Origin of the sequence: Agromyces mediolanus (genome assembly GCF_023715325.1) — a bacterium.
Lineage (GTDB): Bacteria > Actinomycetota > Actinomycetes > Actinomycetales > Microbacteriaceae > Agromyces > Agromyces mediolanus_A.
In genome coordinates this window covers 75248-93450 of sequence record NZ_JAMBNX010000006.1, presented here as the reverse complement: position 1 = coordinate 93450, position 18203 = coordinate 75248, and the positions used below count along the sequence as shown (strand labels likewise).

The following is an 18203-nucleotide window of genomic DNA, read 5'->3' as shown; positions in this document are numbered from 1 at the left end:
AGGAACGGGGCGGCGCGCCGTGCGCACCGCCCCGTTCCCCTGTCTCACCGCTCGCGGCTCAGCTCGCCGCGACCTCCTTGGGTGCATCCGAGCCGGCCGCCTGGCGCACCTCGACCTTGCGCGGCTTCGCGCGCTCGGAGACCGGCAGGAGCACGCTCAGCACGCCGTTGTCGTAGTGCGCGCTGATCGACGCGGTGTCGATGCCCTCGCCGACGCTGAGCTGGCGGAGGAACGAGCCGCTCGGCCGCTCGTGCGCGAGCCACTTCACGCCCTCGTCGCCGCGGAGCGTGCGCTCGGCGCGGATGGTCAGCAGCTGGCCGTCGATGTCGATGTCGATCGAGCCCGGGTCGACGCCGGGGAGATCGGCGGAGAGCACGTAGTGATCGCCGTCGCGATGCAGGTCGATCGGCATCATGCGCGGCCCCTGCCGCGAGTCGAGCATGGTGGCCGCGAGCCGGTCGAGGTCGCGGAACGGGTCCCAGGTCAGTGCCATGAGCGTCTCCTCTCACTCGGTGCGGGCCGCGGGTCGGCGGCCCGAGGTTTCAGAGTTGAGTCACTTCGACTCAACACTGCCAGATTAGCACTCGACCCAGGAGAGTGCCAATGCCGCACCGCTCAGAACAGCCGCCGCTGCGCGACCACCCCGGCCCCCTCGAGTTCGAGCAGCGTGCGCTTGCGCTCGAGCCCGCCGGCGTACCCCGTGAGCGAGCCGTCGGCGCCGACGACCCGGTGGCAGGGCACCAGGATGCTGATCGGATTGTGCCCGACCGCCCGCCCCACCATGCGGGCGAGATTGCGGTCGCCGAGGCGGAGCGCCAGCTCGCCGTACGTCGTGGTCTCGCCGAACGGGATCTCGCGGAGCATCGCCCACACCCGGTGCTCGAACTCGTCGCCCACGGGCGCCGTCGGCAGGTCGAAGTCGCGGCGTCGCCCTGCGAGGTAGTCGTCGAGCTGCCGCGCGAGCTCCGTCAGCAGGGGGTCGGCCGAGGCATCCGCCGCGGCCCCCAGGGAACCCGCGGCCGGCGGGTGCCAGTGCGCCGGGAAGTAGAGCCCGGCGATCCCGCCCGCGTCCGCGACGACGAGCAGCTCGCCGAGCGCGGTCGGCAGGGTGGCGTGGCGGCGGGTCATGCCCCCATTCTCACCGCGTCGGACCAGGCGAGGGCCCGATCGAGCAGCGGGTTTCGGACCTTTGCGCCGGACTAGGCTGATCGGATGCCTCAGCTCCCCCGTGTCGCCCGCGCGCACCTCGTCGGATCCGTGAACCAGCCGACCGCCGAGGCCGTGTTCCGGCTCGCCGCGGGCGAACTCGGGGCGGCGCTCCCGCGCATCCCCGACGGCGAGGTCGGCGAGCGCTTCCACTGGATCCTGTTCCAGGGCGCCGCGTTCGACCGCGTCGCCGGGCTCGTGCGCGCGCCGATCGATCCGGTCCTCGTCGCGGGCTTCGACCTGCGGCCGCTCTCGCTCGACGGCACCGTGCCCGCCGACGAGCTCGTCTTCGGCCCGCTCGGGTACGCCGGCGCCGCCATCGAGAGCCACGCCGAGTTCGTGCGGCTGCGGGCGGCGGGAATCATCCCCGCCGGCACGCGCTTCCAGGTCTGCCTGCCCTCGCCGCTCGCGCCCGTGACGAGCTTCGTCGCCCCCGGCGACCGCGCCGCGGTGTACCCCGCCTACGCCGCGGCGCTCGCGGCGGAGCTCCGGGCGATCGTCGAGGCGATCCCCGCCGAAGACCTCGCCGTGCAGCTCGACCTCGCCACCGAGTTCGCCTACCTCGAGGGCATCAGCCTCGGCGGCGGACCGCTCGAGGCGTTCTTCGCGGCATCGGACGGTGCGGATGCCGAGGGGCTCGCCGCCGCGGTCGCGCAGCTCGTCGCGGGCCTCGCCGACACCGTGCCCGAGGGCGCCGAGCTCGGCTTCCACCTCTGCTACGGCGACGTCGGCGAGCGGCACTTCGTCGAGCCGCAGGATGCCGGCCGCCTCGTCGCCGTCGCGAACGCGCTCGGCACGGCGGTCGCCCGGCGCATCGACTGGGTGCACCTGCCGGTGCCGATCGAGCGCACGGATGCCGCCTACACGGCGCCGCTCGCGGCCTGGGCGCTGCCCGCCGAGACCACGCTGTTCCTCGGGCTCGTGCATCACGAGGACGGCGTCGACGGCGCCCTCGCCCGGCTCGCCCCGGCCCGCGAGGCGCTCGCCGCTGCTGGCGTCGCCGAGTTCGGCGTCGGCACCGAGTGCGGCTTCGGCCGCGGGCCCGCCGAGCGCACCGCCGGACTGCTCGCCCTGCACCGGGCCATCCTCGCCGCCGCGCAGTAGGACGCGCTCCCGGGCTCCGGCTGCGAGTTGCACGACGATCGGGCCGGCGCGCCGGGCGGAGTGGCGCAGCGCGGCATCCGTCGTGCAACTCGCACCGGGCGGGCGGCCGGGCGCAGGGCGGGCGGGCGCAGGGGCCGGGCCGTCGGCGGCGGGCGCTACGCTCGGCGCATGCGCATCCGATTCGAGGCCGAGATCTACGAGTGGGCGGCCCGGCGCAACTGGTTCTTCGTCGATGTGCCGCCCGAGCCGAGCGCCGACATCTCCGACCGGCCGCGCATGCCGCGCGGCTTCGGCGCCGTGAAGGTCACGGTCTCGCTCGGCGGCAGCACCTGGAGCACCTCGATCTTTCCGAGCGGCGAGGTCTACGTGCTGCCGTTGAAGAAGGCGGTCCTGGTCGCCGAGCAGATCGGCGAGGGCGACACCGTGGTCGTCGCGCTCGACGTGCACGACGGCTGAGGATGTCGGCGGGCGCCGATACCGTGACCCCATGAACGAGATCTCGGGAACGACGAGCGGCAGCGTCCCCTTCACGGCGCGCGCCGCGTCGCGCCCCGAGGCGCCCATCGTGGTCGCCTGGCACCTGCTCGATCCACCGAGCACACCGGCGGCGATGGCCTCCGCGCTCCCGCTCGCCGGGTTCGACGCGCACGTCATGTACCTCGGTCTGCCGCTCAGCGGGGCGCGCGCGGTCCACGAGGGCTTCGAGGCGCTGCTCGGCAGCGGCATCGACCTGGTCACCGAGTTCTTCGGCCCGATGCACGAGCAGGCCAGCGACGAGTTCCCGGCCGCATTCGTCGAGATCCGTGATCGGCTCGGGGCCGACTCCGACGCCCCGCTCGTCGCACTCGGCGGTTCGGCGGGCGCCTCGGTCGCCGCCGAGGTCGCGGTCACCCACGGCACGGCGTTCCATCTTCGGGCGACGGTGCTGCTGAACCCCATGCTCAGGCTCCGGCCGATGGTCGACGCGATGGCCGAGTTCCTGCCCGAGCCCTACCGGTGGACGGATGCCTCGGGCGCCGTCGCCGCCCGCATGGACTTCGTCGCCCGCGCCGACGAGCTCCGCGGCCTCGGCACGCCGCTCCTCGTCGTCGAGGGCGATGCCGACGAGGCGCCGTTCCTCGACGCCGTGCGCGCGTTCGAGCAGCTCGACCTGGCCGAGGTGCGCTATGTGCCGGGCGTCGAGCACGCCCTCGCCGAGTGGCCGGGCACCGAGCCCGAACCCCCGACCGATGCGGCCCGCGCCTACGACGGCGCCGTCACGAGTTGGCTCGCGGCGACGATCTCCGGCACTGAGCATTCCCGGCGACCACGACATCCCGCCCGATCCCCGCTATCCTGGGCGACACGTGAGAGATCGTCCCCGTTCGGGATGCCAGAGGAGACCGTGATGAAGCTTCGCCGTATCGCACCGATGCTGGGCCTGCTGCTGCTCGCCGCGATGACGGGATGCACCGCAGCCCCGACCGCCCCCGGCACGACCGCACCGAAAGAGACCGAGGCTCCGCCGACGCTCACGGCCGGTGAGCTCAAACTCGTCCACCAGGCCCCGCTTCTCGCCGATCTCGATCTCAGCGACTGGCCGCTCATGGAGTCCGACATCGCGTACTCGGACGAGTGGATCGCGGTGACCTCGCCGCCCGACGGCACGCTCTCGGTCTTCGCGCGAGCCTCCCTGGAGCCGGCGTGGGAAGCGCCGGGCACCACGAGCGACTGGGGCCCCTGCGGCCCGCCGCGGTTCCTGTCCGAGGATCTCCTCGTGATCGTCACGGGCATCCAGGACGCCTCCGCCTGCTCCAGGTTCGTCGTCTACGAGCTCCAGTCGGGCGAGGTCGCCGGGGAGTTCGACTTCGTTACCGCGGAGTACCAGGGTGTCAAGAGCTACGAGCAGATCACCGGCACCGCGGAGCTCGACGGCCGGATCTGGTTCGTCACCTCGTGGGCCGGCCTCGGCGTGCTCGACCCGAAGACCGGCGCGCCGGACTTCATCCTCGAGGGCGAGGAGCTCGGCGTCCTCGACGGCTCGGACGGCCGCCGTGCCCATGTGATCTCGCTCGCGGCCGATCCGGAATCCGACCTCCTGGTGACGAATCTCGTGCACGGCGAGATGATCGGCGACGCGCTCGCTCAGGACCACTACGGCATCCACGTCGACGGAGAAGAGGCCGAGGTGGTGTGGAAGTTCGGCGACACCATCGATCAGGCCGACGCGCTCGGCGTCGACGGGCTGGCGACCGCCGACCCGCTGCTCAGGGTCGACGATCGCCGGGCGGGGGCGATCACGATCGCCGAGCTCGCCGACGGACGCATGATGTTCGGCAAGATGGACCCGGCGACCGCCCGCATCGAATCCCCGGTCGTCCCCGAGACGCCGAGCCTCATCGTCGAGGCGCTCGCGAACACGAACGGCGGGTACGCCGTGGTCGGCGATCTCCTGGTGACCGGCGCCGAAAACGCGGAGGGCACGATGACCGAGCTCGTCGGGTACGACCTCAGCACCGGAGCCGAACGGTGGCGCAGTACCCCGCCCGTGCCCGACAGTGCGCGCGTGCGCGACGTCAGCGTCGGCACCGACGGCCAGGTGTACGTCCTCAGCATCAGCCCGTTCATCGGCGATGCCGCGCTCAACCGCATCGAGCTGGAGCGCGGTGAGAGCACCGACTCCTGGGAGCTGCCGCAGGGCCTGTTCGGCGAGAACGATTTCACGGCGCGGGTCATCGACGACGCCGTGGTGATCGCCTGGAACTCGAACCAGCTCCCGGCCTACCCGACCTCACCGCTCGTGATGCTCCGCTCGCCCTCGTCGGGCGGCTCCTGATCGCCGGTTCGCCCGTTCGCCGCAACTACCCCCGGTTGTGCGCCCGGTCCGCCTTCGCCAGGTTCGCGATGAGCTCCTCCCGGGTCTGCGCCCCGGCCGAGTACGCCGGCTGGTCACGCTCCACGCGCCAGCTCTCCGCGAGCGGGCCGACGTTCACCGTGTCGTAGCCGAACCCGTCGTAGAGCCGGGCGACGGCGGCCGCGGCATCCTCATGGTCGCTCGCCGTGGCGAGCGCGCGACGACCCGGCGCACCGGCCGGGCGGCCCTCCGTCGTGATGTCGGCCGCCGTGATGTGGTTGAAGCCTTTCGCGACGCGGCTGGTCGGCAGGTGCGCCTGGAGCATGCCGCTCACGGTGTCGCGGCCCTCGTCGAGGGCGGGCACGTGCCCGTCGCGCTCCCAGTAGTAGTTGTTCGTGTCGATCACGATCTTGCCGGCGAGCGGCTCGACCGGGATCGCCGGATACGCCTTGAACGGCACCGTCACGACCGCGAGGTCGGCAGCCGCCGCGGCCTCCTCCGCGGTCGCGGCGCGCGCCTGCGGGCCGAGCTCGGCCACGAGTTCCGTAAGCGTCTCCGGGCCGCGCGAGTTGGCGATCACCACCTCGTAGCCGTTCGCGACCGCCGCGCGCGCGAGCTGGCTGCCGATGTGTCCTGCGCCGATGATTCCGAGGGTCGTCATGCAGAGGTGGAACGCTCTGGCGGCGCGATTGCTTCCCCGCTCGAGGCATCCCGCCGATGTCGCGTGACGAGGTACGAGCCGAGCAGCACGAGGACGAAGCCGACGACCGTCCACACGGTCACCCGCTCGCCCAGCACGAGCACGCCCGCGACGATCGCGACGGCGGGGTTCACATACGTGATCGTGGTCGCCTTGACGGGACCGATCTCGGCGATGAGGCCGACCATGAGCAGGAACGCGAGCGCACTGCACACCACGGCGAGCACGAGCACGGCGACGACGACCTGCGGCGAGGGCCAACTCGTCGGCACCCCGCCGGTCAACAGCACGAAGGGCACGAACACGACCGCGGCGCCCGCCAGCGAGACGGCGACGATGCCGACGCCGGGCAGGTCCGACATCCACCTCGCGAGGATCGCCGGGCCGAGCGCGTAGCCCACCACCACGACGCCCATCTCCGCCACGGCGAAGAGGTCGGAGCCCGCGACGTCGAGACCGACGAGCGCCGCGACGCCGAGCATGCCGAGCAGGATGCCGAGCCAGTTCACCCCCGAGAGCCGCTCCGGGCGCCCCATGAGGAACGCGATCGCGACGCCGGCGAGCGGGACTGCCGCGAGCAGGAGGCCGGCGGTCGAGCTCGGCAGGTGCTGCTCGGCCGAGCTCAGGAAGTACCAGGGGAACACGATCTCGACGAGCGTGTACGCGAGCATCGGCTTCCAGCGTTTCAGCACCGGCCACACCTCGTGGCGGAAGAGGGCGAGCGGCAGCAGCAGGATGGCCGCGAGGCCGGAGCGCGCGAGCACGACCATGCCGGGGTCGAGTTCCGACACCGCCACCTTGATGAAGAGGTACGGGATGCCCCACGCGATCCCGAGCGCGGCGAACAGGAGGAGCCCCCGGCGAGTCACCCGCCCATTCTGGTGGGTCCGCGCGCTCCGTGCACGCCCCTGGCTGCCGTCCTCCCGCGACATCCGGCCACCGCGTGGTGCGCTGAGCCCGTCGAAGCGTGGGGGGATGGTGCGCTGAGCTCGTCGAAGCGTCGGGGGATGGTGCGCTGAGCCCGTCGAAGCGTCGGGGGATGGTGCGCTGAGCCCGTCGAAGCGTCGGGGGATGGTTCGCTGAGCTCGTCGAAGCGTCGGGGGATGGTTCGCTGAGCTCGTCGAAGCGTGGCGGCGTTCCCTTCGACGAGCTTGTCGAAGCGTCGGGGCGTTCCCTTCGACGAGCTCAGGGAACCAAGGGATGGTTCGCTGAGCTTGTCGAATCGTGGGGGGCTCCCCCCTTCGACAAGCTCAGGGAACCAAGGCGGCATTCCCTTCGACGAGCTCAGGGAACCAAGGCGGCGCTCCCTTCGACGAGCTCAGGGAACCAGGGCGGCGTTCCCTTCGACGAGCTCAGGGAACCAGGGATGGGGAACCAGGCTCAGGGAGCCGCGGGGTCGTCGGCGAGGGCGGCGTAGGCCTGCAGGGGCACGGGCTTCACCGGAATGTGCGCGGCGAACCGCCCGGCCTGCCCGACACCCGCGCCGCGGGCCTTGGCGACGAGTCCGGCGACCGCCGTCTCGCAGTAGCGGCCCTGGCACGGGCCCATGCCGCTGCGGCAGGCGAGCTTCACGGCATCCGCGGTGCCGGCGAAGGGGTTCTCGTCGAGGAAGCGGTCGATCGTGCCCCGAGTCACCGTCTCGCAGCGACAGATCTCCGTCGCGGGCGTCGCGAGCTCGAGCAGGGCCTCGCGGCGCGGCGCGAACATCCGCTGCACCACCCCGGAGAAACGCGAAGCCGAACGGATGCGTCGGCGCGCCCCGGCGAGCGCACGCTCCGGCACCGCACGGCCGAGGGCCGCGGCGATCGTGAGACCGGCGAGCTCGCCCTCGGCGCGGGACTGCTCGGCCCCGGCGACGCCGCTCGGCTCGCCCGCGACGTGGATGCCGGGAACGGTCGTCTCGAGCTGCGCGTCGTGGCGGACGATCCAGCCGCCCTGCGCCGAGTCCCAGTCGAGCCCGCAGCCGAGTTGGCGGGCGAGCTCGGTCGAGGGGTGGAAGCCGTAGCCGAGCACCAGCGCGTCCGCGTCGACGGTGCGAGCGGGCCCGGTCTGCCGCCAGCCACGGTCGGCGCGGGCGAGCCGCACCCCCTGCACGCGGCCGTCGCCGAGCACCTCGGTCGGCACGGTGCCGGTCGAGATCCGCACGCCGGCCCGCAGCAGCCGCAGCACGCAGCCGGCGAGCTCGCCGAGCAGGCGGACGTGGCCGGGTACTGCGGGGAGCGCGCGCACGAGCTCGAGGGGCGAGGGGATGCCTCGGGCGATCGCGACCTCCTCGATCCGCGCGCCGGCCGCGAGAAGCTGGTCGGCGACGATCAGGAGGAGCGGGTGGGAGCCGGCCAGCACGACGCGGTCGGTGACGCGCAACCGCTGCGACTTCAGGAAGCCCTGCACGGCGCCGGCCATCATCACGCCGGGCAGCGTCCAGCCCGGGATCGCGACGGGCATGTCGTAGGCCCCCGAGGCGATGAGCACCCGCCGCGCGCGCACGCGGCCGGAACCGGCGGGATCGGCCGGATCGCTCGTCAGCACGTCGAAGCCCGTCGAGCCGGGCCCCGCCGAGGCATCCGCGCCATCCGGCGACGAGGCATCCGAGGCATCCGGGGCATCCGACGCGACCGGCAGGATGCCGAACACGGTCGCGCCATGCCGCCATCCGATGCCCGGGTGCGAGCGCGCGCGGTCGAGGAGCTCGCCGGCCCACGGGTAGCCGGTCGGGAGCTTCCGGCGCCCGCCGAACTCCGGCGGCGTGGTGCGGAAGATCTGTCCGCCCGCGGCGCGCTGCTCGTCGACGACGAGCACGTCGAGGCCGGCGTCGGCGGCGGCGAGCGCGGCCGCGGCACCGGCCGGGCCCGCGCCGACGACGACGAGGTCGTGGGCGGCGCTCATCGTTCGCTCGTCTCGACCCGCATGCCGTCGCGCACGGTGGTGAGGCAGGAGCGGGTGAGCGGCACCCCGTCGACGGTCACGCCGCACTCGAAGCAGGTGCCCATGTTGCAGAGCGGGATGCGCGGTTCGCCGTTCCGGTGCGAGAACGCGGGCACCCCGGCGGCGAGCATCGCCGTGGCGACGGTCTCGCCGGCGAAGCAGGCGACCGGGCGGCCGTCGACCGTGATCTCGGCGGGTTCGCCCCGCTCCGAGGGCAGGCGCGTGGCGCGCCCGCTCGTGGCCTCAGCGTCGGGCATGGCGGAGCCTTTCGAATCGTGCGGGGTCGTAGGGGTGCAGCTCGATGCCGGGCGGCCGGCCGTCGGCGAGGGCGATGAGCGAGCGAGCGAAGCTCGGCCCGAGGGTGAACGCCGAGCCGCCCGTCGCGACGAACACGCCGGGCCGGCCGGGCACCTGGCCGACGAGCGGCAGCTGGTCGGGGGTCACGGTCGTCGTGCCGACCCAGCTGCGCACGATCGGCAGGGAGGCGGTGCGCGGTACGACGCCGATCGCGGCGGCGGCGTTGCCGACGAGGGAGGACTGCAGCAGGGTGGGCCGGCTCTCCAGATCGGGTGTGCCGTCCGGGGTGAGCGGCAGGCGGGCGGGCCAGCCGCCGCCGATGAGCACGGTGCCGTTGCCGGTCTGCTTCAGGGAGAGCTTCGTGCCGGCGTGCTGCACGAGGTGCGGCACGAACGGCGCGGTCGGGGCGCTGACGCTCATCATGAGCGCGAGCGGGATCGTCGGCAGGGTGACGTCGAGGAGCTGCCCGAGCCGGGTCGTCCAGACCCCGGCGGCGAGCATCACCGTGTCGGCCTCCAGGCGGAGCATCCGCTCCCCCGCCTCGCTGCGCTCGACCGCGTGCACCGCCCAGCCGGACGCGGCGGGAACCAGGTCGACGACCTCGGTGCGGGTGCGCACCTCGGCGCCGAGCCGCAGCGCGCCGCGGGCGAGCGCCGGGCCGGCGATGCGGGTGTCGGCTTTGCCCTCGAGCGGGCAGAACGCGGCGGCGAGCACCGAGTCGGAGAGGTACGGGGCGAGGCGGCGGGCTTCGTCGCCGTCGAGGAGGTCGACGTCGAGGCCCCACTCCTGCTCCAGCGCGGTCTTGCGCTGCAGCACCTCCACCTGCTCGGCCGTCTCGGCGAGCATGAAGCCGCCCTGCTGGGCGACCCCGAGCGATTCGCCGAGCTCGTCGCCGAGCGCCGCCCACTCGCGGGCGGCCTCGAGGTGCAGCGGCATCGCCTCGGCGGCGGTGCGCGCCGATTCCCAGCCGTGCTCGACCATCCGGTACTCGAGCTGGAAGTGCAGGCTGCCCGCGTTCTGGCCCGAGGCGTGCTGGTTCAGCTGGTCGCGTTCGAGGAGCGCCACCCGCGCACCCTCGCGGGCGAGCATCCAGGCGAGCGCGGCGCCGAGCAGTCCGCCGCCGACGACGATGCTGTCGTATCGCTCGCTCACGAGAGTGGAACGGTCGCGATCCCCAGGTCCTCGAGAGTCGAGCGGACGATCGAGACCTGCGCGTCGTCGAGCTCGAGGAGGGGGCGCCGGACGTAGCCGGCCGAGACGCCGCGGAGGCGCAGCGCCGTCTTCATGATCGCCTGCTGGTTGCCGAACTTCGCGCCGTAGTCGGGGCCGAACCACCGGGTCATGACGACCCGGTCGCGGGCGCCGAGCTCGATGGCGCGCTCGCGCTCGCCTGCGGCGAGCGCGTTCCAGAAGTCGGGGTGGTCGCGGCCGAGCGGGGCGCCGGAGCCCATCAGGCCGTCGCCGCGGCCGAGGGCGGCGAGGTCGGCGCCGAGCTCGCTCGTCGGGATGCCGAAGTAGCGCACCCGGTCGCCGAGGGCGTACAGCCCGGCCAGGAAGCCGGCGAAGTTCCCCGTGGAGTTCTTGATCGCCACGACGTTGTCGATCTCGGCGAGCTCGCCGAGGGTGTCGACATCGAGGTCGACGATGCAGCCGCGGGGCCAGTTGTAGACGCAGATCGGCAGCTCGGTGCCGGCGGCCACCTCGCGGTAGAACTCGACGACCTCGGCGCGGCTGGGCACGAGGTAGGGCGGCGGGGTGAGCAGGATGCCGTCGAGCCCGACCCGCTCGGCGGCGCGGGCGTGGCGGATCGCCTCGGCCGCGGTGAAGGCGTTGCAGCCGCCGAGCACGCGCATGCCGGCGCCGAGCCGGGCGCCCTGCGCGAACAGTTCGGCCCGCTCGTCCTCGTTCAGGCTGAACCACTCACCCGAGGTCCCGGCGAGGATGACGCCGTGCATGCCCTCGTCGGCGAGCCAGCCCATCTGCCCCTCGAAGGCGGCGACGTCGAAGTCGCCGTCCCGGGTGAACGGGGTCGTGATGGCCGGGATGTAGCCGTGCCAGTCGACGCTCGTGCGATCCATCTTCCTCGTCCTCTCAGTTGGCGCCGTCGGCGGGCAGGTCCTGCGCGTGGTGGTGCACGATACGCCAGCCGTCCTCGCCGTGGCGGAGCACGTCGGTGACCCGCACCCGTTCGAGCAGCCGGCCGTCGGCCGGGTCGCGCACCTCGAGCACGTAGCGCACGAGGCCGGTGCCGTCGCCGAAGTCGTCGCTGACGATCTCGACGGGGCGCACCTCGGGCAGCGGTTCGGCGCGGTCCTCGGCCGCGAGGGCGGGGCCGCGCAGCTCGTCGAGCTCGGCGATGCCGCGCATGAGGATCGGCCACGGCGTCTCCCACACGGTCACGGCGGGGTCGAGGCGGGCGTCGAAGGCGGCGCGGTCGCCGAGCTCGCGGTAGAGGGCGACGACGAAGTCGTCGAGGGAGGAGGCAGTGGTCATGGTCGTTCCGTCGATTCGGTGGTGAGCAGGTGCTGGAGCGGCCCGAGGCCCATGGGCCCGTAGGACAGCGCGCGGTGGTGGAAGTCCTTGGCGGCGATCCCGGATGCCTCGGCCCTCGCCCGCGCCTCGGTCCAGAGCTTGGCGCCGACCTTGAAGGCGAGCGCCTGCCCCGGCCAGGCGAGGTAGCGGTCGACCTCGAAGCCGGCCGTCCTGGGGTCGACGAGGGCGAGTTCGGTGAGGAAGCGGCGGCCGAGCTCGGGGGTCCACGGGCCGGCCGCGCCGAGCGGGTTGGGCCGCAGCTCGCGCCCGGTGTGCAGGCCGAGGTCGACGACGATCCGCACCGCGCGCCAGATCTGGCCGAGCACCATGCCGAGCTGCTCGGCGGGATCGCGCAGCAGTCCGATCGAGTCGGAGAGCTGCTCGGAGTAGTGCGCCCAGCCCTCGGCGTAGCCGTGGATCTCGCAGAGGGAACGCTGCCACGGGTGCAGGCTCGCGTTGCTGCGGGTGATGGTGTGCTCGAGGTGGTGCCCGGGCACGCCCTCGTGGTGGAAGCTCGTGACCTCCTGCCAGGTGCCGATCGCCTCGGCGCCCTCGGGGACGGTCCAGACGATCTTGCTGCGCACGGAGCCGTCGGGGGCGCCGGGCGTGTAGTAGACGACGCCGCTCGCGGCGGTCGGCACGACGACGTCGACCTCGCGGATGGCCCGGGGCAGGTCGAAGGCGACGCCGTCGACGCGGGCGAAGGTGTCCTCGAGGCGGTCCTGCAGCCAGGCGACGATGCGCTCGTGCCCCGCGACCCGGTACCGCGGGTCGGCGTCGAGCAGGCGCGCCGCGGCGCGCACGGCCTCGGTGCCGCCCGAGCCGGTGCCGGTCCCGGTCCCGGTTCCGGTGCCAGTGCCGTCGCCCAGCACGATCGTGGCGAGGCGCCGGGCCTCGCCGAGGAGCCGATCGAGCTCGGACCAGCCGTAGTCGTAGACCTCGTCGAGGTCGAGCCGGGTGCCGAGGAAGCTCTGCGCGGTCTGCCGGTAGACGTGCTCGCCGACGGCGTCCTCGACGGGCGCGCTCGGCAGCAGCTCGGTGCGGAGCCATCCGCTCAGCTCTCCGAAGGCGCGCGTCGCCCGCTCGCCGGCGCGCGCGAGGGCCGCGGCGCGCGGCCCGCTCAGCGGCGCGGCCGAGATGCGGGAGAAGTAGTCGAGGCCGGCCGGGTCGATCCAGGTGTCGATCTGACCCGCGACGACCTCGAGTTGACGCGCCGCCGCGACCCCCGAGCCGCTGAACCGGCCATCGCGGCCCGCCTCGCGCGCCCACTCGAGGCGGCGGCGGAGCGCGTCGAGGGCGGGCTCGACGGCGGCGAGCCGTTCGATGACCGCGTCGCCCGCCTCGTCGTCCGTGACGGTGACATCGTCGAAGCGCTCCCGGATCTCCTGCACGGGCGAGGCGAGCGGGGCCAGCAGCCTGGCGGTGAAGCCCGTGTCGAAGAGCTCCGCCTCGCTCGCGGCGCGCTCCGCGAGCGCGGCGTCGAGGGCGGCGTCGGCGGCGCGCGCCTCGGCGGGCAGTGCGGCCAGGGCCGCGGCGGTGCGGCCGAGCAGCGCCCGGCGCTCCTCCGCCCACTCCGGGCCGTAGTCCGCGAGGCGCGCGGCGGCGTCGCGGCCGAGCGCCTGCGCCGCGGCGGGCTCGTGCTCGGCGAGCGCCGCGAGGTGCGCGTCGGCGACGGAGCGGACGGTGGCGCGACCGGTCATCGGGCGCCGGCCCGGTCGTCGCGCACGACGACGCCGTCCTTCATGACCCAGTCGATGCCGCGCAGCGCGGAGACGTCGCGCGTCGGGTCCTCGTCCGTGACGATGAAGTCGGCGTGGGCGCCGGGCTCGATGACGCCGATGCCGGGCGCGCCGAGGAGCTCGGCCGCCCGCCCGGTGGCCGAGCGCATCACGTCGAGGTCCGTCATCCCGGCCTCCACCATGAACTCCATCTCGCGGACGGTGGCCGTCGTGCCGTCGAAGTCGGCGGCCGGCGGCATGTCGGTGCCCATCGCGATCGGCACGCCGCTCGCGATGGCGTGCTGCAGGCTCTCCCAGTGCCGGGGGCCCGCACCGAGGGCGCGCTCCTTCATCCAGGCGGGGACCCCCTGCGCGTCGAAGAACTCCTCGCAGCGGCTCACCGTGATGGTCGGCACGTACCAGACGCCGCGCTCAGCCATGAGCTCGGTGATCTCGCGCGTGAGCTGGTAGCCGTGCTCGACGCAGTCGAGGCCGAGCTCGATCGCGCGGCGCAGCGTCTCCGAGGGGCCGACGTGCGCGGTGACCTTGCGGCCCCAGTCGTGGGCGACCTGGATGATCGAGGCCATCTCCTCGTCGGTGAGCTGGGGGGTGTCGATCTGCTCGTGCTCGCCGGCGATGCCGCCCGAGATGCAGACCTTGATGAGGTCGGCGCCGTGCCGGATCTGGAGGCGGGCGAGCCGGCGCAGCTCGTCGGCGCCGTCGCCCTCGAGGGCGTCGGAGTCCCAGCCGTGGCCGCCCGTGCAGCACAGCGCGTGACCGGCGGTGAAGATGCGCGGGCCGGGCACGATGCCCGCGTCGATGCCGCGGCGCAGCGCGAAGTCGAGGTAGCGACTCTCGCCGACGAGGCGAGTCGTCGTGACACCCGCGTGCAGCGTGCGCTTCGCGCCGTCGGCCATCACGAGGAGCAGGTCGGGGTCGGACTTGCTCGCGATCGCGGCGCCAGCCGTGCCCGGCAGGGCGAGGCCGAGGTGCACGTGCATGTTCACGAGGCCGGGGCTGAGCACCCGGCCGGCGAGGTCGACGACGCGCGCGTCGGCGGCGTCGGGGCGGGCGCGCAGCTCCGCCTCGGGGCCGACGGCCGCGATGCGGCCGTCGGCGGCCACGAGCACCGCGGCGCCGTCGAGGAGCTCAGCATCGGTGCCCGAGAAGATCCGGGCCCCGACGAGCAGGGTGGGGGCGGTGGTCGCGCTGATCATGCTGATGCTCCGTTCGTGGCTGCCGCGCCGGCGTCGGCCGCGGCCGGCTCGGTGAGGTCCTCGTCGAGGCCCGGCAGCTTCTTGACGGGTCCGATCTCGGGGATCGCGGCGATGAGGGTCTTCGTGTAAGGGTGCGTCGGCTGCTCCCAGAGCTGCTCGCTCGGGCCGCGCTCGACGATCTCGCCGGCGTACATCACCGCGGTCTCGTCGGCGATGGCGCGCACGAGCGAGAGGTCGTGCGAGATGAAGAGCATGCCCATGCCGAGCTCCCGCACGAGCGACTGCAGCAGCTGCACGATCTGCGCCGAGGAGAAGGCGTCGAGCGCCGTGACGGGCTCGTCGGCGACGACGAGGCTCGGCTTCGCCGCGAGGGCGCGGGCGATCGCGAGCCGCTGCCGCTGCCCGCCCGAGAACTGGGAGGGGTAGCGGCTGCCCGCGGCCGGGTCGAGCCCGACGAGCTCCAGCAGCCGCGAGACCTCCGCGGAGCGCTGCTCGCGCGGGATCGGCTCGGAGGCACCGTCGAGCAGCTGACTCGCGATCGTGCGGCGCGGGCTGAGCGAGGCGTAGGGGTTCTGGAACACCATCTGCAGCTTGCGGTCGGCGGCGGGCCGCTGACGCATCCGGAGCGGTTCGAGCGGCGCGCCCTCGAAACGCACCGAGCCCGAGGTCGGGGCGTGGATGCCGCAGGCGACCCGGGCGAGCGAGGACTTGCCGCAGCCCGACTCACCGACGAGGCCGACGACCTGACCCGGCGCCACGCTCAGCGAGACGCCGCGGACGGCCTGCACCGCCGGGCCGCCGCTCCGGCGATGGGTGACGACGATGTCCTCGAGTTCGAGCACCTTGGCGGTCATGGGCGGGCCTCCTGCTGCACGCGCTCCTCGGCGAGCGACTGCGCGCGCGAGGCGATGAGCGCCTTCGTGTACTCGTGGCTCGGGTCGTTCAGGATCGTGGTGGTGACGCCCGACTCGACGACCGTGCCGTCCTTGAACACGTAGGTGCGGTCGGCGATGGAGTTCATGACGCCGAGGTCGTGGGTGATGAAGAGCATCGAGACGCCGGTCTCCCGGGCGAGCCGGTCGAAGAGCCGCAGGATGCCGGCCTGCACGGTCACGTCGAGCGCGGTCGTCGGCTCGTCGGCGATGAGCAGCCGCGGCTCGCAGGCGAGCGCGATGGCGATCGCCGCGCGCTGGCGCATGCCCCCGGAGAACTGGTGCGGGAACGCCTTCACCGCGTGGTGCGGGTCGCGGATGCGCACGAGGTCGAGCAGCTCGACCGCGCGGGCGTTCGCCTGCTTCTTCGTGACGCCCTTGTGGTGGATCAGGTGCTCGGTGAGCTGCGTGCCGATCGTGAGCAGCGGGTGCAGCGCCGCCGAGGGGTCCTGGAACACGATCGCGATGCGGTTGCCGCGCACCGTGTCGAGTTCGGCGCGACTGAGCGAGAGCAGGTCGCGGCCCTCGAACATGATCCGGCCGCCGGCACGCGCGCCGGGCGGCAGGATGCCCATGATCGCCGAGGCGGTCATCGTCTTGCCCGAGCCGCTCTCGCCGGCGAGGCCGACGATCTCGCCCTCGCCGATCTCGATGTCGGTGCGGTGCACGAGCTCGACCGGCCCCGACGGGGTCGGCATGGTCACCGAGAGGCCCTCGATGGAGAGCAGGGGGTCGGCTGCGGTCGTCATCGCGTCCTCGCATTCCGCGACCGGGGGTCGAGGTGGTCCTGGATGGCGTCGCCCAGGAGGTTGAAGGCCATCACGATCGTGAGGATGGCGAGGCCCGGGAACAGGCTCACCCACCAGTTGCCGAGGTTCTGCGAGCCGAGCGCGATCATCGCGCCCCACTCGGCGGCCGGCGGCCGCGGGCCGAGGCCGAGGAACGACAGGGCGGCGAGCATCAGGATGGCGTTGCCGAGCTCGATCGTCGACATGACGAGGGCGGGGCCCGCGCTGTTCGGGATGACGTCCTTCACGATGGAGCGCAGCGTCGGCAGGCCGAGCAGCCGGCCGGCGACGACGTACTCCTGCTCGCGGACGCTCAGCACCGAGCTGCGGATGATGCGCGCATAGAGCGGCCACGACACGATGACGAGCGCGAGCACCGCGTTGCCGACGCTCGGGCCGAAGGCCGCGGCGACCGCCATCGCGAGGATGATCTGCGGGAACGCGAGCACGAGGTCGGCGAGCCGCATCGCGACGTTGTCGACGGCCTTGCCGAAGTAGCCGGCGGCGAGGCCGACGATGCCGCCGACGAGGAGCGAGCACGCGACGATGGCGACCGCGAGCGGCAGCGAGAGGCGCGAGCCCCAGATGAGCCGGCTGAGCACGTCACGGCCGAGGTCGTCGGTGCCCATCCAGTGCGCGCCGGACGGCGGCTGCAGGTTGTCGCCGACGGTCTCGAGCGGGTCGTAGGGCGCCACCCACGGCGCGAAGGCCGCGAGCAGGCACCAGAGCACGATGATGCCGAGGGAGACCACGGTGAGCGGCCGCCAGAACGACCCCGTGCCGAGGCTGCCGCCGACGCGCAGGCGGTCGCGCCGGAAGCGCGAGGCGCGCGAGACGGCGACCCGGTCGGAGGGCAGGATGGTCATTTCGCTCCGATCCTCGGGTCGATGACGCTGTAGAGCACGTCGACGAGGAGGTTGATGAGGGTGTAGACGACCGCGATGAACAGCGTCACGCCGAGGATCGCCTGCAGGTCGAGCGAGATGGCGCTCTTGTAGGCGTACTGGCCGAGGCCGGGCCAGGACAGCACCTGCTCGACGAGCACGGCGCCGCCGAGGAGCGACGCGAGCATGAGGCCCGACACGGTGAGCACCGGCAGGAGGCCCGCGCGGAACACGTGCCGCCAGGTGATGATCCGCCGCGGCAGGCCCTTCGCGATCGCCGAGCGGATGTACTCGGCATCCAGCACCTCGATCATGGCCGAGCGCACGAAGCGGAGGAGGCCGGAGACGGTGAGCGCGGTGAGGATGCCGACGGGCAGCACGAGGTGCCAGAGCGCGTCGCCGAAGACGTCCCACTGGCCGGCGATGGCCGCGTCGACCGTGTACATGCCGGTCACCGCGGGCGGCGGGTCGTAGATGTTGCTGAGCCGGCCGCCGTTCGGCACCCAGCCGAGCAGGTAGAAGAAGACGTAGAGCGCGACGAGCGCGAGCCAGAACGGCGGCGTCGAGAGGCCGACGAGGGCGGCGCTGCGGATGCCGGTGTCGGTCGGGCGGTTCTTGCGCATCGCGGCGAGCATGCCGAGGCCGACCGCGACGACGATGGCGAGGGCCATGGCGGGCAGCGCGATCTCGATCGTCGCCGGCACGTACTGGCTGAGGTCCTCGGCGACCGGGCGATGGGTCTGCTGCGAGGTGCCGAGGTCGCCCTGCAGGATGTTGCCGAGGTAGCGCACGTACTGCACCCAGATCGGCTGGTCGAGGCCCCACTTGGCCTCGAAGGCGGCCCGGATCTCCGGGTCGTCGTAGGCCTGCTGCGAGAGGTTCGCCGCCGCCGGGTCGCCCGGGACGACGTTCACGAGCAGGAAGGTCACGACCGTGACGCCCCAGAGCAGCACGAGGGCGCTCAGCAGGCGTTTGCCGATCATCTTGAGGAGGGGTGGCATCGAAGCTCCGTCTCGGGTCGCGGTGGCGACGGGTGGTCGCTCGCGCGACGGGGTCGCATGCGCGAC

Annotated in this window: 18 protein-coding genes; 3 read left to right on the top strand and 15 right to left on the bottom strand. The window is 73.2% G+C overall.

The window, feature by feature from the left end:
• Positions 1-58: 58 nt before the first annotated feature.
• Both M3147_RS12035 and M3147_RS12030 read right to left on the bottom strand, forming a co-directional pair.
• On the bottom strand, positions 59-493 hold the full coding sequence (locus M3147_RS12035) for an Hsp20/alpha crystallin family protein (RefSeq protein WP_251203712.1): 435 nt from the start codon (positions 491-493) through the stop codon (positions 59-61).
• Positions 494-615: 122 nt separating this feature from the next.
• A complete protein-coding gene (locus M3147_RS12030; protein WP_251203711.1) occupies positions 616-1128 on the bottom strand; it encodes a methylated-DNA--[protein]-cysteine S-methyltransferase in 513 nt (170 codons plus the stop codon).
• An 84-nt stretch (positions 1129-1212) separates the two neighbouring features.
• Between M3147_RS12030 and M3147_RS12025 the strand changes: the two genes are divergently transcribed.
• The 3 genes from M3147_RS12025 to M3147_RS12015 all read left to right on the top strand — a co-directional run bounded on the left by M3147_RS12025 (position 1213) and on the right by M3147_RS12015 (position 5125).
• The gene (locus tag M3147_RS12025; RefSeq protein ID WP_251203710.1) at positions 1213-2310 is read left to right on the top strand and encodes a hypothetical protein; all 1098 of its coding nucleotides are present in this window, start codon (positions 1213-1215) and stop codon (positions 2308-2310) included.
• Between the two features lie 168 nt (positions 2311-2478).
• Positions 2479-2766, top strand: coding sequence for a DUF1905 domain-containing protein (locus tag M3147_RS12020; RefSeq protein WP_251203709.1), 288 nt, complete (start codon positions 2479-2481; stop codon positions 2764-2766).
• Between the two features lie 31 nt (positions 2767-2797).
• Positions 2798-5125 (top strand): hypothetical protein, encoded by a 2328-nt coding sequence (locus M3147_RS12015; protein WP_251203708.1) that lies wholly within the window; start codon positions 2798-2800, stop codon positions 5123-5125.
• A 25-nt stretch (positions 5126-5150) separates the two neighbouring features.
• On the opposite strand, the gene M3147_RS12010 is transcribed toward M3147_RS12015, so the two are convergent.
• From M3147_RS12010 to M3147_RS11945, 13 genes are all read right to left on the bottom strand, one after another.
• The gene (locus M3147_RS12010; RefSeq protein WP_251203707.1) at positions 5151-5804 is read right to left on the bottom strand and encodes an NADPH-dependent F420 reductase; all 654 of its coding nucleotides are present in this window, start codon (positions 5802-5804) and stop codon (positions 5151-5153) included.
• On the bottom strand, positions 5801-6712 hold the full coding sequence (locus M3147_RS12005) for a DMT family transporter (protein ID WP_251203706.1): 912 nt from the start codon (positions 6710-6712) through the stop codon (positions 5801-5803). The genes M3147_RS12010 and M3147_RS12005 overlap by 4 nt, the downstream gene beginning before the upstream one ends.
• Before the next feature lie 511 nt (positions 6713-7223).
• Entirely contained in the window at positions 7224-8729 is a 1506-nt protein-coding gene (locus M3147_RS19345; RefSeq protein ID WP_285873820.1) for an NAD(P)/FAD-dependent oxidoreductase, read from the bottom strand.
• Positions 8726-9025, bottom strand: coding sequence for a (2Fe-2S)-binding protein (locus M3147_RS11990; protein WP_251203705.1), 300 nt, complete (start codon positions 9023-9025; stop codon positions 8726-8728). Before M3147_RS11990 ends, M3147_RS19345 begins: the two co-directional genes overlap by 4 nt.
• On the bottom strand, positions 9012-10217 hold the full coding sequence (locus tag M3147_RS11985; RefSeq protein ID WP_251203704.1) for an NAD(P)/FAD-dependent oxidoreductase: 1206 nt from the start codon (positions 10215-10217) through the stop codon (positions 9012-9014). The genes M3147_RS11990 and M3147_RS11985 overlap by 14 nt, the downstream gene beginning before the upstream one ends.
• Positions 10214-11143, bottom strand: a complete 930-nt coding sequence (locus M3147_RS11980; RefSeq protein ID WP_251203703.1) for a dihydrodipicolinate synthase family protein — start codon at positions 11141-11143, stop codon at positions 10214-10216. The genes M3147_RS11985 and M3147_RS11980 overlap by 4 nt, the downstream gene beginning before the upstream one ends.
• Positions 11144-11156: 13 nt before the next feature.
• Entirely contained in the window at positions 11157-11558 is a 402-nt protein-coding gene (locus tag M3147_RS11975; RefSeq protein WP_251203702.1) for a nuclear transport factor 2 family protein, read from the bottom strand.
• On the bottom strand, positions 11555-13297 hold the full coding sequence (locus M3147_RS11970) for a DUF885 domain-containing protein (protein ID WP_251203701.1): 1743 nt from the start codon (positions 13295-13297) through the stop codon (positions 11555-11557). The genes M3147_RS11975 and M3147_RS11970 overlap by 4 nt, the downstream gene beginning before the upstream one ends.
• A complete protein-coding gene (locus tag M3147_RS11965) occupies positions 13294-14532 on the bottom strand; it encodes an amidohydrolase family protein (RefSeq protein ID WP_251203700.1) in 1239 nt (412 codons plus the stop codon). Before M3147_RS11965 ends, M3147_RS11970 begins: the two co-directional genes overlap by 4 nt.
• Complete coding sequence (locus M3147_RS11960; RefSeq protein ID WP_251203699.1) at positions 14529-15386, bottom strand: ABC transporter ATP-binding protein; 858 nt, start codon at positions 15384-15386, stop codon at positions 14529-14531. The genes M3147_RS11965 and M3147_RS11960 overlap by 4 nt, the downstream gene beginning before the upstream one ends.
• Positions 15383-16213, bottom strand: coding sequence for an ABC transporter ATP-binding protein (locus M3147_RS11955; RefSeq protein WP_251203698.1), 831 nt, complete (start codon positions 16211-16213; stop codon positions 15383-15385). The genes M3147_RS11960 and M3147_RS11955 overlap by 4 nt, the downstream gene beginning before the upstream one ends.
• Positions 16210-17118, bottom strand: coding sequence for an ABC transporter permease (locus M3147_RS11950; protein WP_251203697.1), 909 nt, complete (start codon positions 17116-17118; stop codon positions 16210-16212). The genes M3147_RS11955 and M3147_RS11950 overlap by 4 nt, the downstream gene beginning before the upstream one ends.
• Positions 17115-18137: an ABC transporter permease gene (locus tag M3147_RS11945; protein ID WP_251203696.1), complete on the bottom strand. Its 1023-nt coding sequence runs from the start codon at positions 18135-18137 to the stop codon at positions 17115-17117. The genes M3147_RS11950 and M3147_RS11945 overlap by 4 nt, the downstream gene beginning before the upstream one ends.
• Positions 18138-18203 lie beyond the last annotated feature (66 nt).

What these genes read in the sequence shown, in the direction of transcription:
- M3147_RS12020 (WP_251203709.1), top strand. Translation starts at nt 2,479, where the DNA reads ATGCGCATCCGATTCGAGGCCGAGATCTACGAGTGGGCGGCCCGGCGC.
- M3147_RS11965 (WP_251203700.1), bottom strand. Translation starts at nt 14,532, where the DNA reads ATGATCAGCGCGACCACCGCCCCCACCCTGCTCGTCGGGGCCCGGATC.
- M3147_RS12035 (WP_251203712.1), bottom strand. Translation starts at nt 493, where the DNA reads ATGGCACTGACCTGGGACCCGTTCCGCGACCTCGACCGGCTCGCGGCC.
- M3147_RS11990 (WP_251203705.1), bottom strand. Translation starts at nt 9,025, where the DNA reads ATGCCCGACGCTGAGGCCACGAGCGGGCGCGCCACGCGCCTGCCCTCG.
- M3147_RS12030 (WP_251203711.1), bottom strand. Translation starts at nt 1,128, where the DNA reads ATGACCCGCCGCCACGCCACCCTGCCGACCGCGCTCGGCGAGCTGCTC.
- M3147_RS11970 (WP_251203701.1), bottom strand. Translation starts at nt 13,297, where the DNA reads ATGACCGGTCGCGCCACCGTCCGCTCCGTCGCCGACGCGCACCTCGCG.
- M3147_RS11975 (WP_251203702.1), bottom strand. Translation starts at nt 11,558, where the DNA reads ATGACCACTGCCTCCTCCCTCGACGACTTCGTCGTCGCCCTCTACCGC.
- M3147_RS11945 (WP_251203696.1), bottom strand. Translation starts at nt 18,137, where the DNA reads ATGCCACCCCTCCTCAAGATGATCGGCAAACGCCTGCTGAGCGCCCTC.
- M3147_RS11955 (WP_251203698.1), bottom strand. Translation starts at nt 16,213, where the DNA reads ATGACGACCGCAGCCGACCCCCTGCTCTCCATCGAGGGCCTCTCGGTG.
- M3147_RS12010 (WP_251203707.1), bottom strand. Translation starts at nt 5,804, where the DNA reads ATGACGACCCTCGGAATCATCGGCGCAGGACACATCGGCAGCCAGCTC.
- M3147_RS11960 (WP_251203699.1), bottom strand. Translation starts at nt 15,386, where the DNA reads ATGACCGCCAAGGTGCTCGAACTCGAGGACATCGTCGTCACCCATCGC.
- M3147_RS12015 (WP_251203708.1), top strand. Translation starts at nt 2,798, where the DNA reads ATGAACGAGATCTCGGGAACGACGAGCGGCAGCGTCCCCTTCACGGCG.
- M3147_RS12025 (WP_251203710.1), top strand. Translation starts at nt 1,213, where the DNA reads ATGCCTCAGCTCCCCCGTGTCGCCCGCGCGCACCTCGTCGGATCCGTG.
- M3147_RS19345 (WP_285873820.1), bottom strand. Translation starts at nt 8,729, where the DNA reads ATGAGCGCCGCCCACGACCTCGTCGTCGTCGGCGCGGGCCCGGCCGGT.
- M3147_RS11950 (WP_251203697.1), bottom strand. Translation starts at nt 17,118, where the DNA reads ATGACCATCCTGCCCTCCGACCGGGTCGCCGTCTCGCGCGCCTCGCGC.
- M3147_RS11980 (WP_251203703.1), bottom strand. Translation starts at nt 11,143, where the DNA reads ATGGATCGCACGAGCGTCGACTGGCACGGCTACATCCCGGCCATCACG.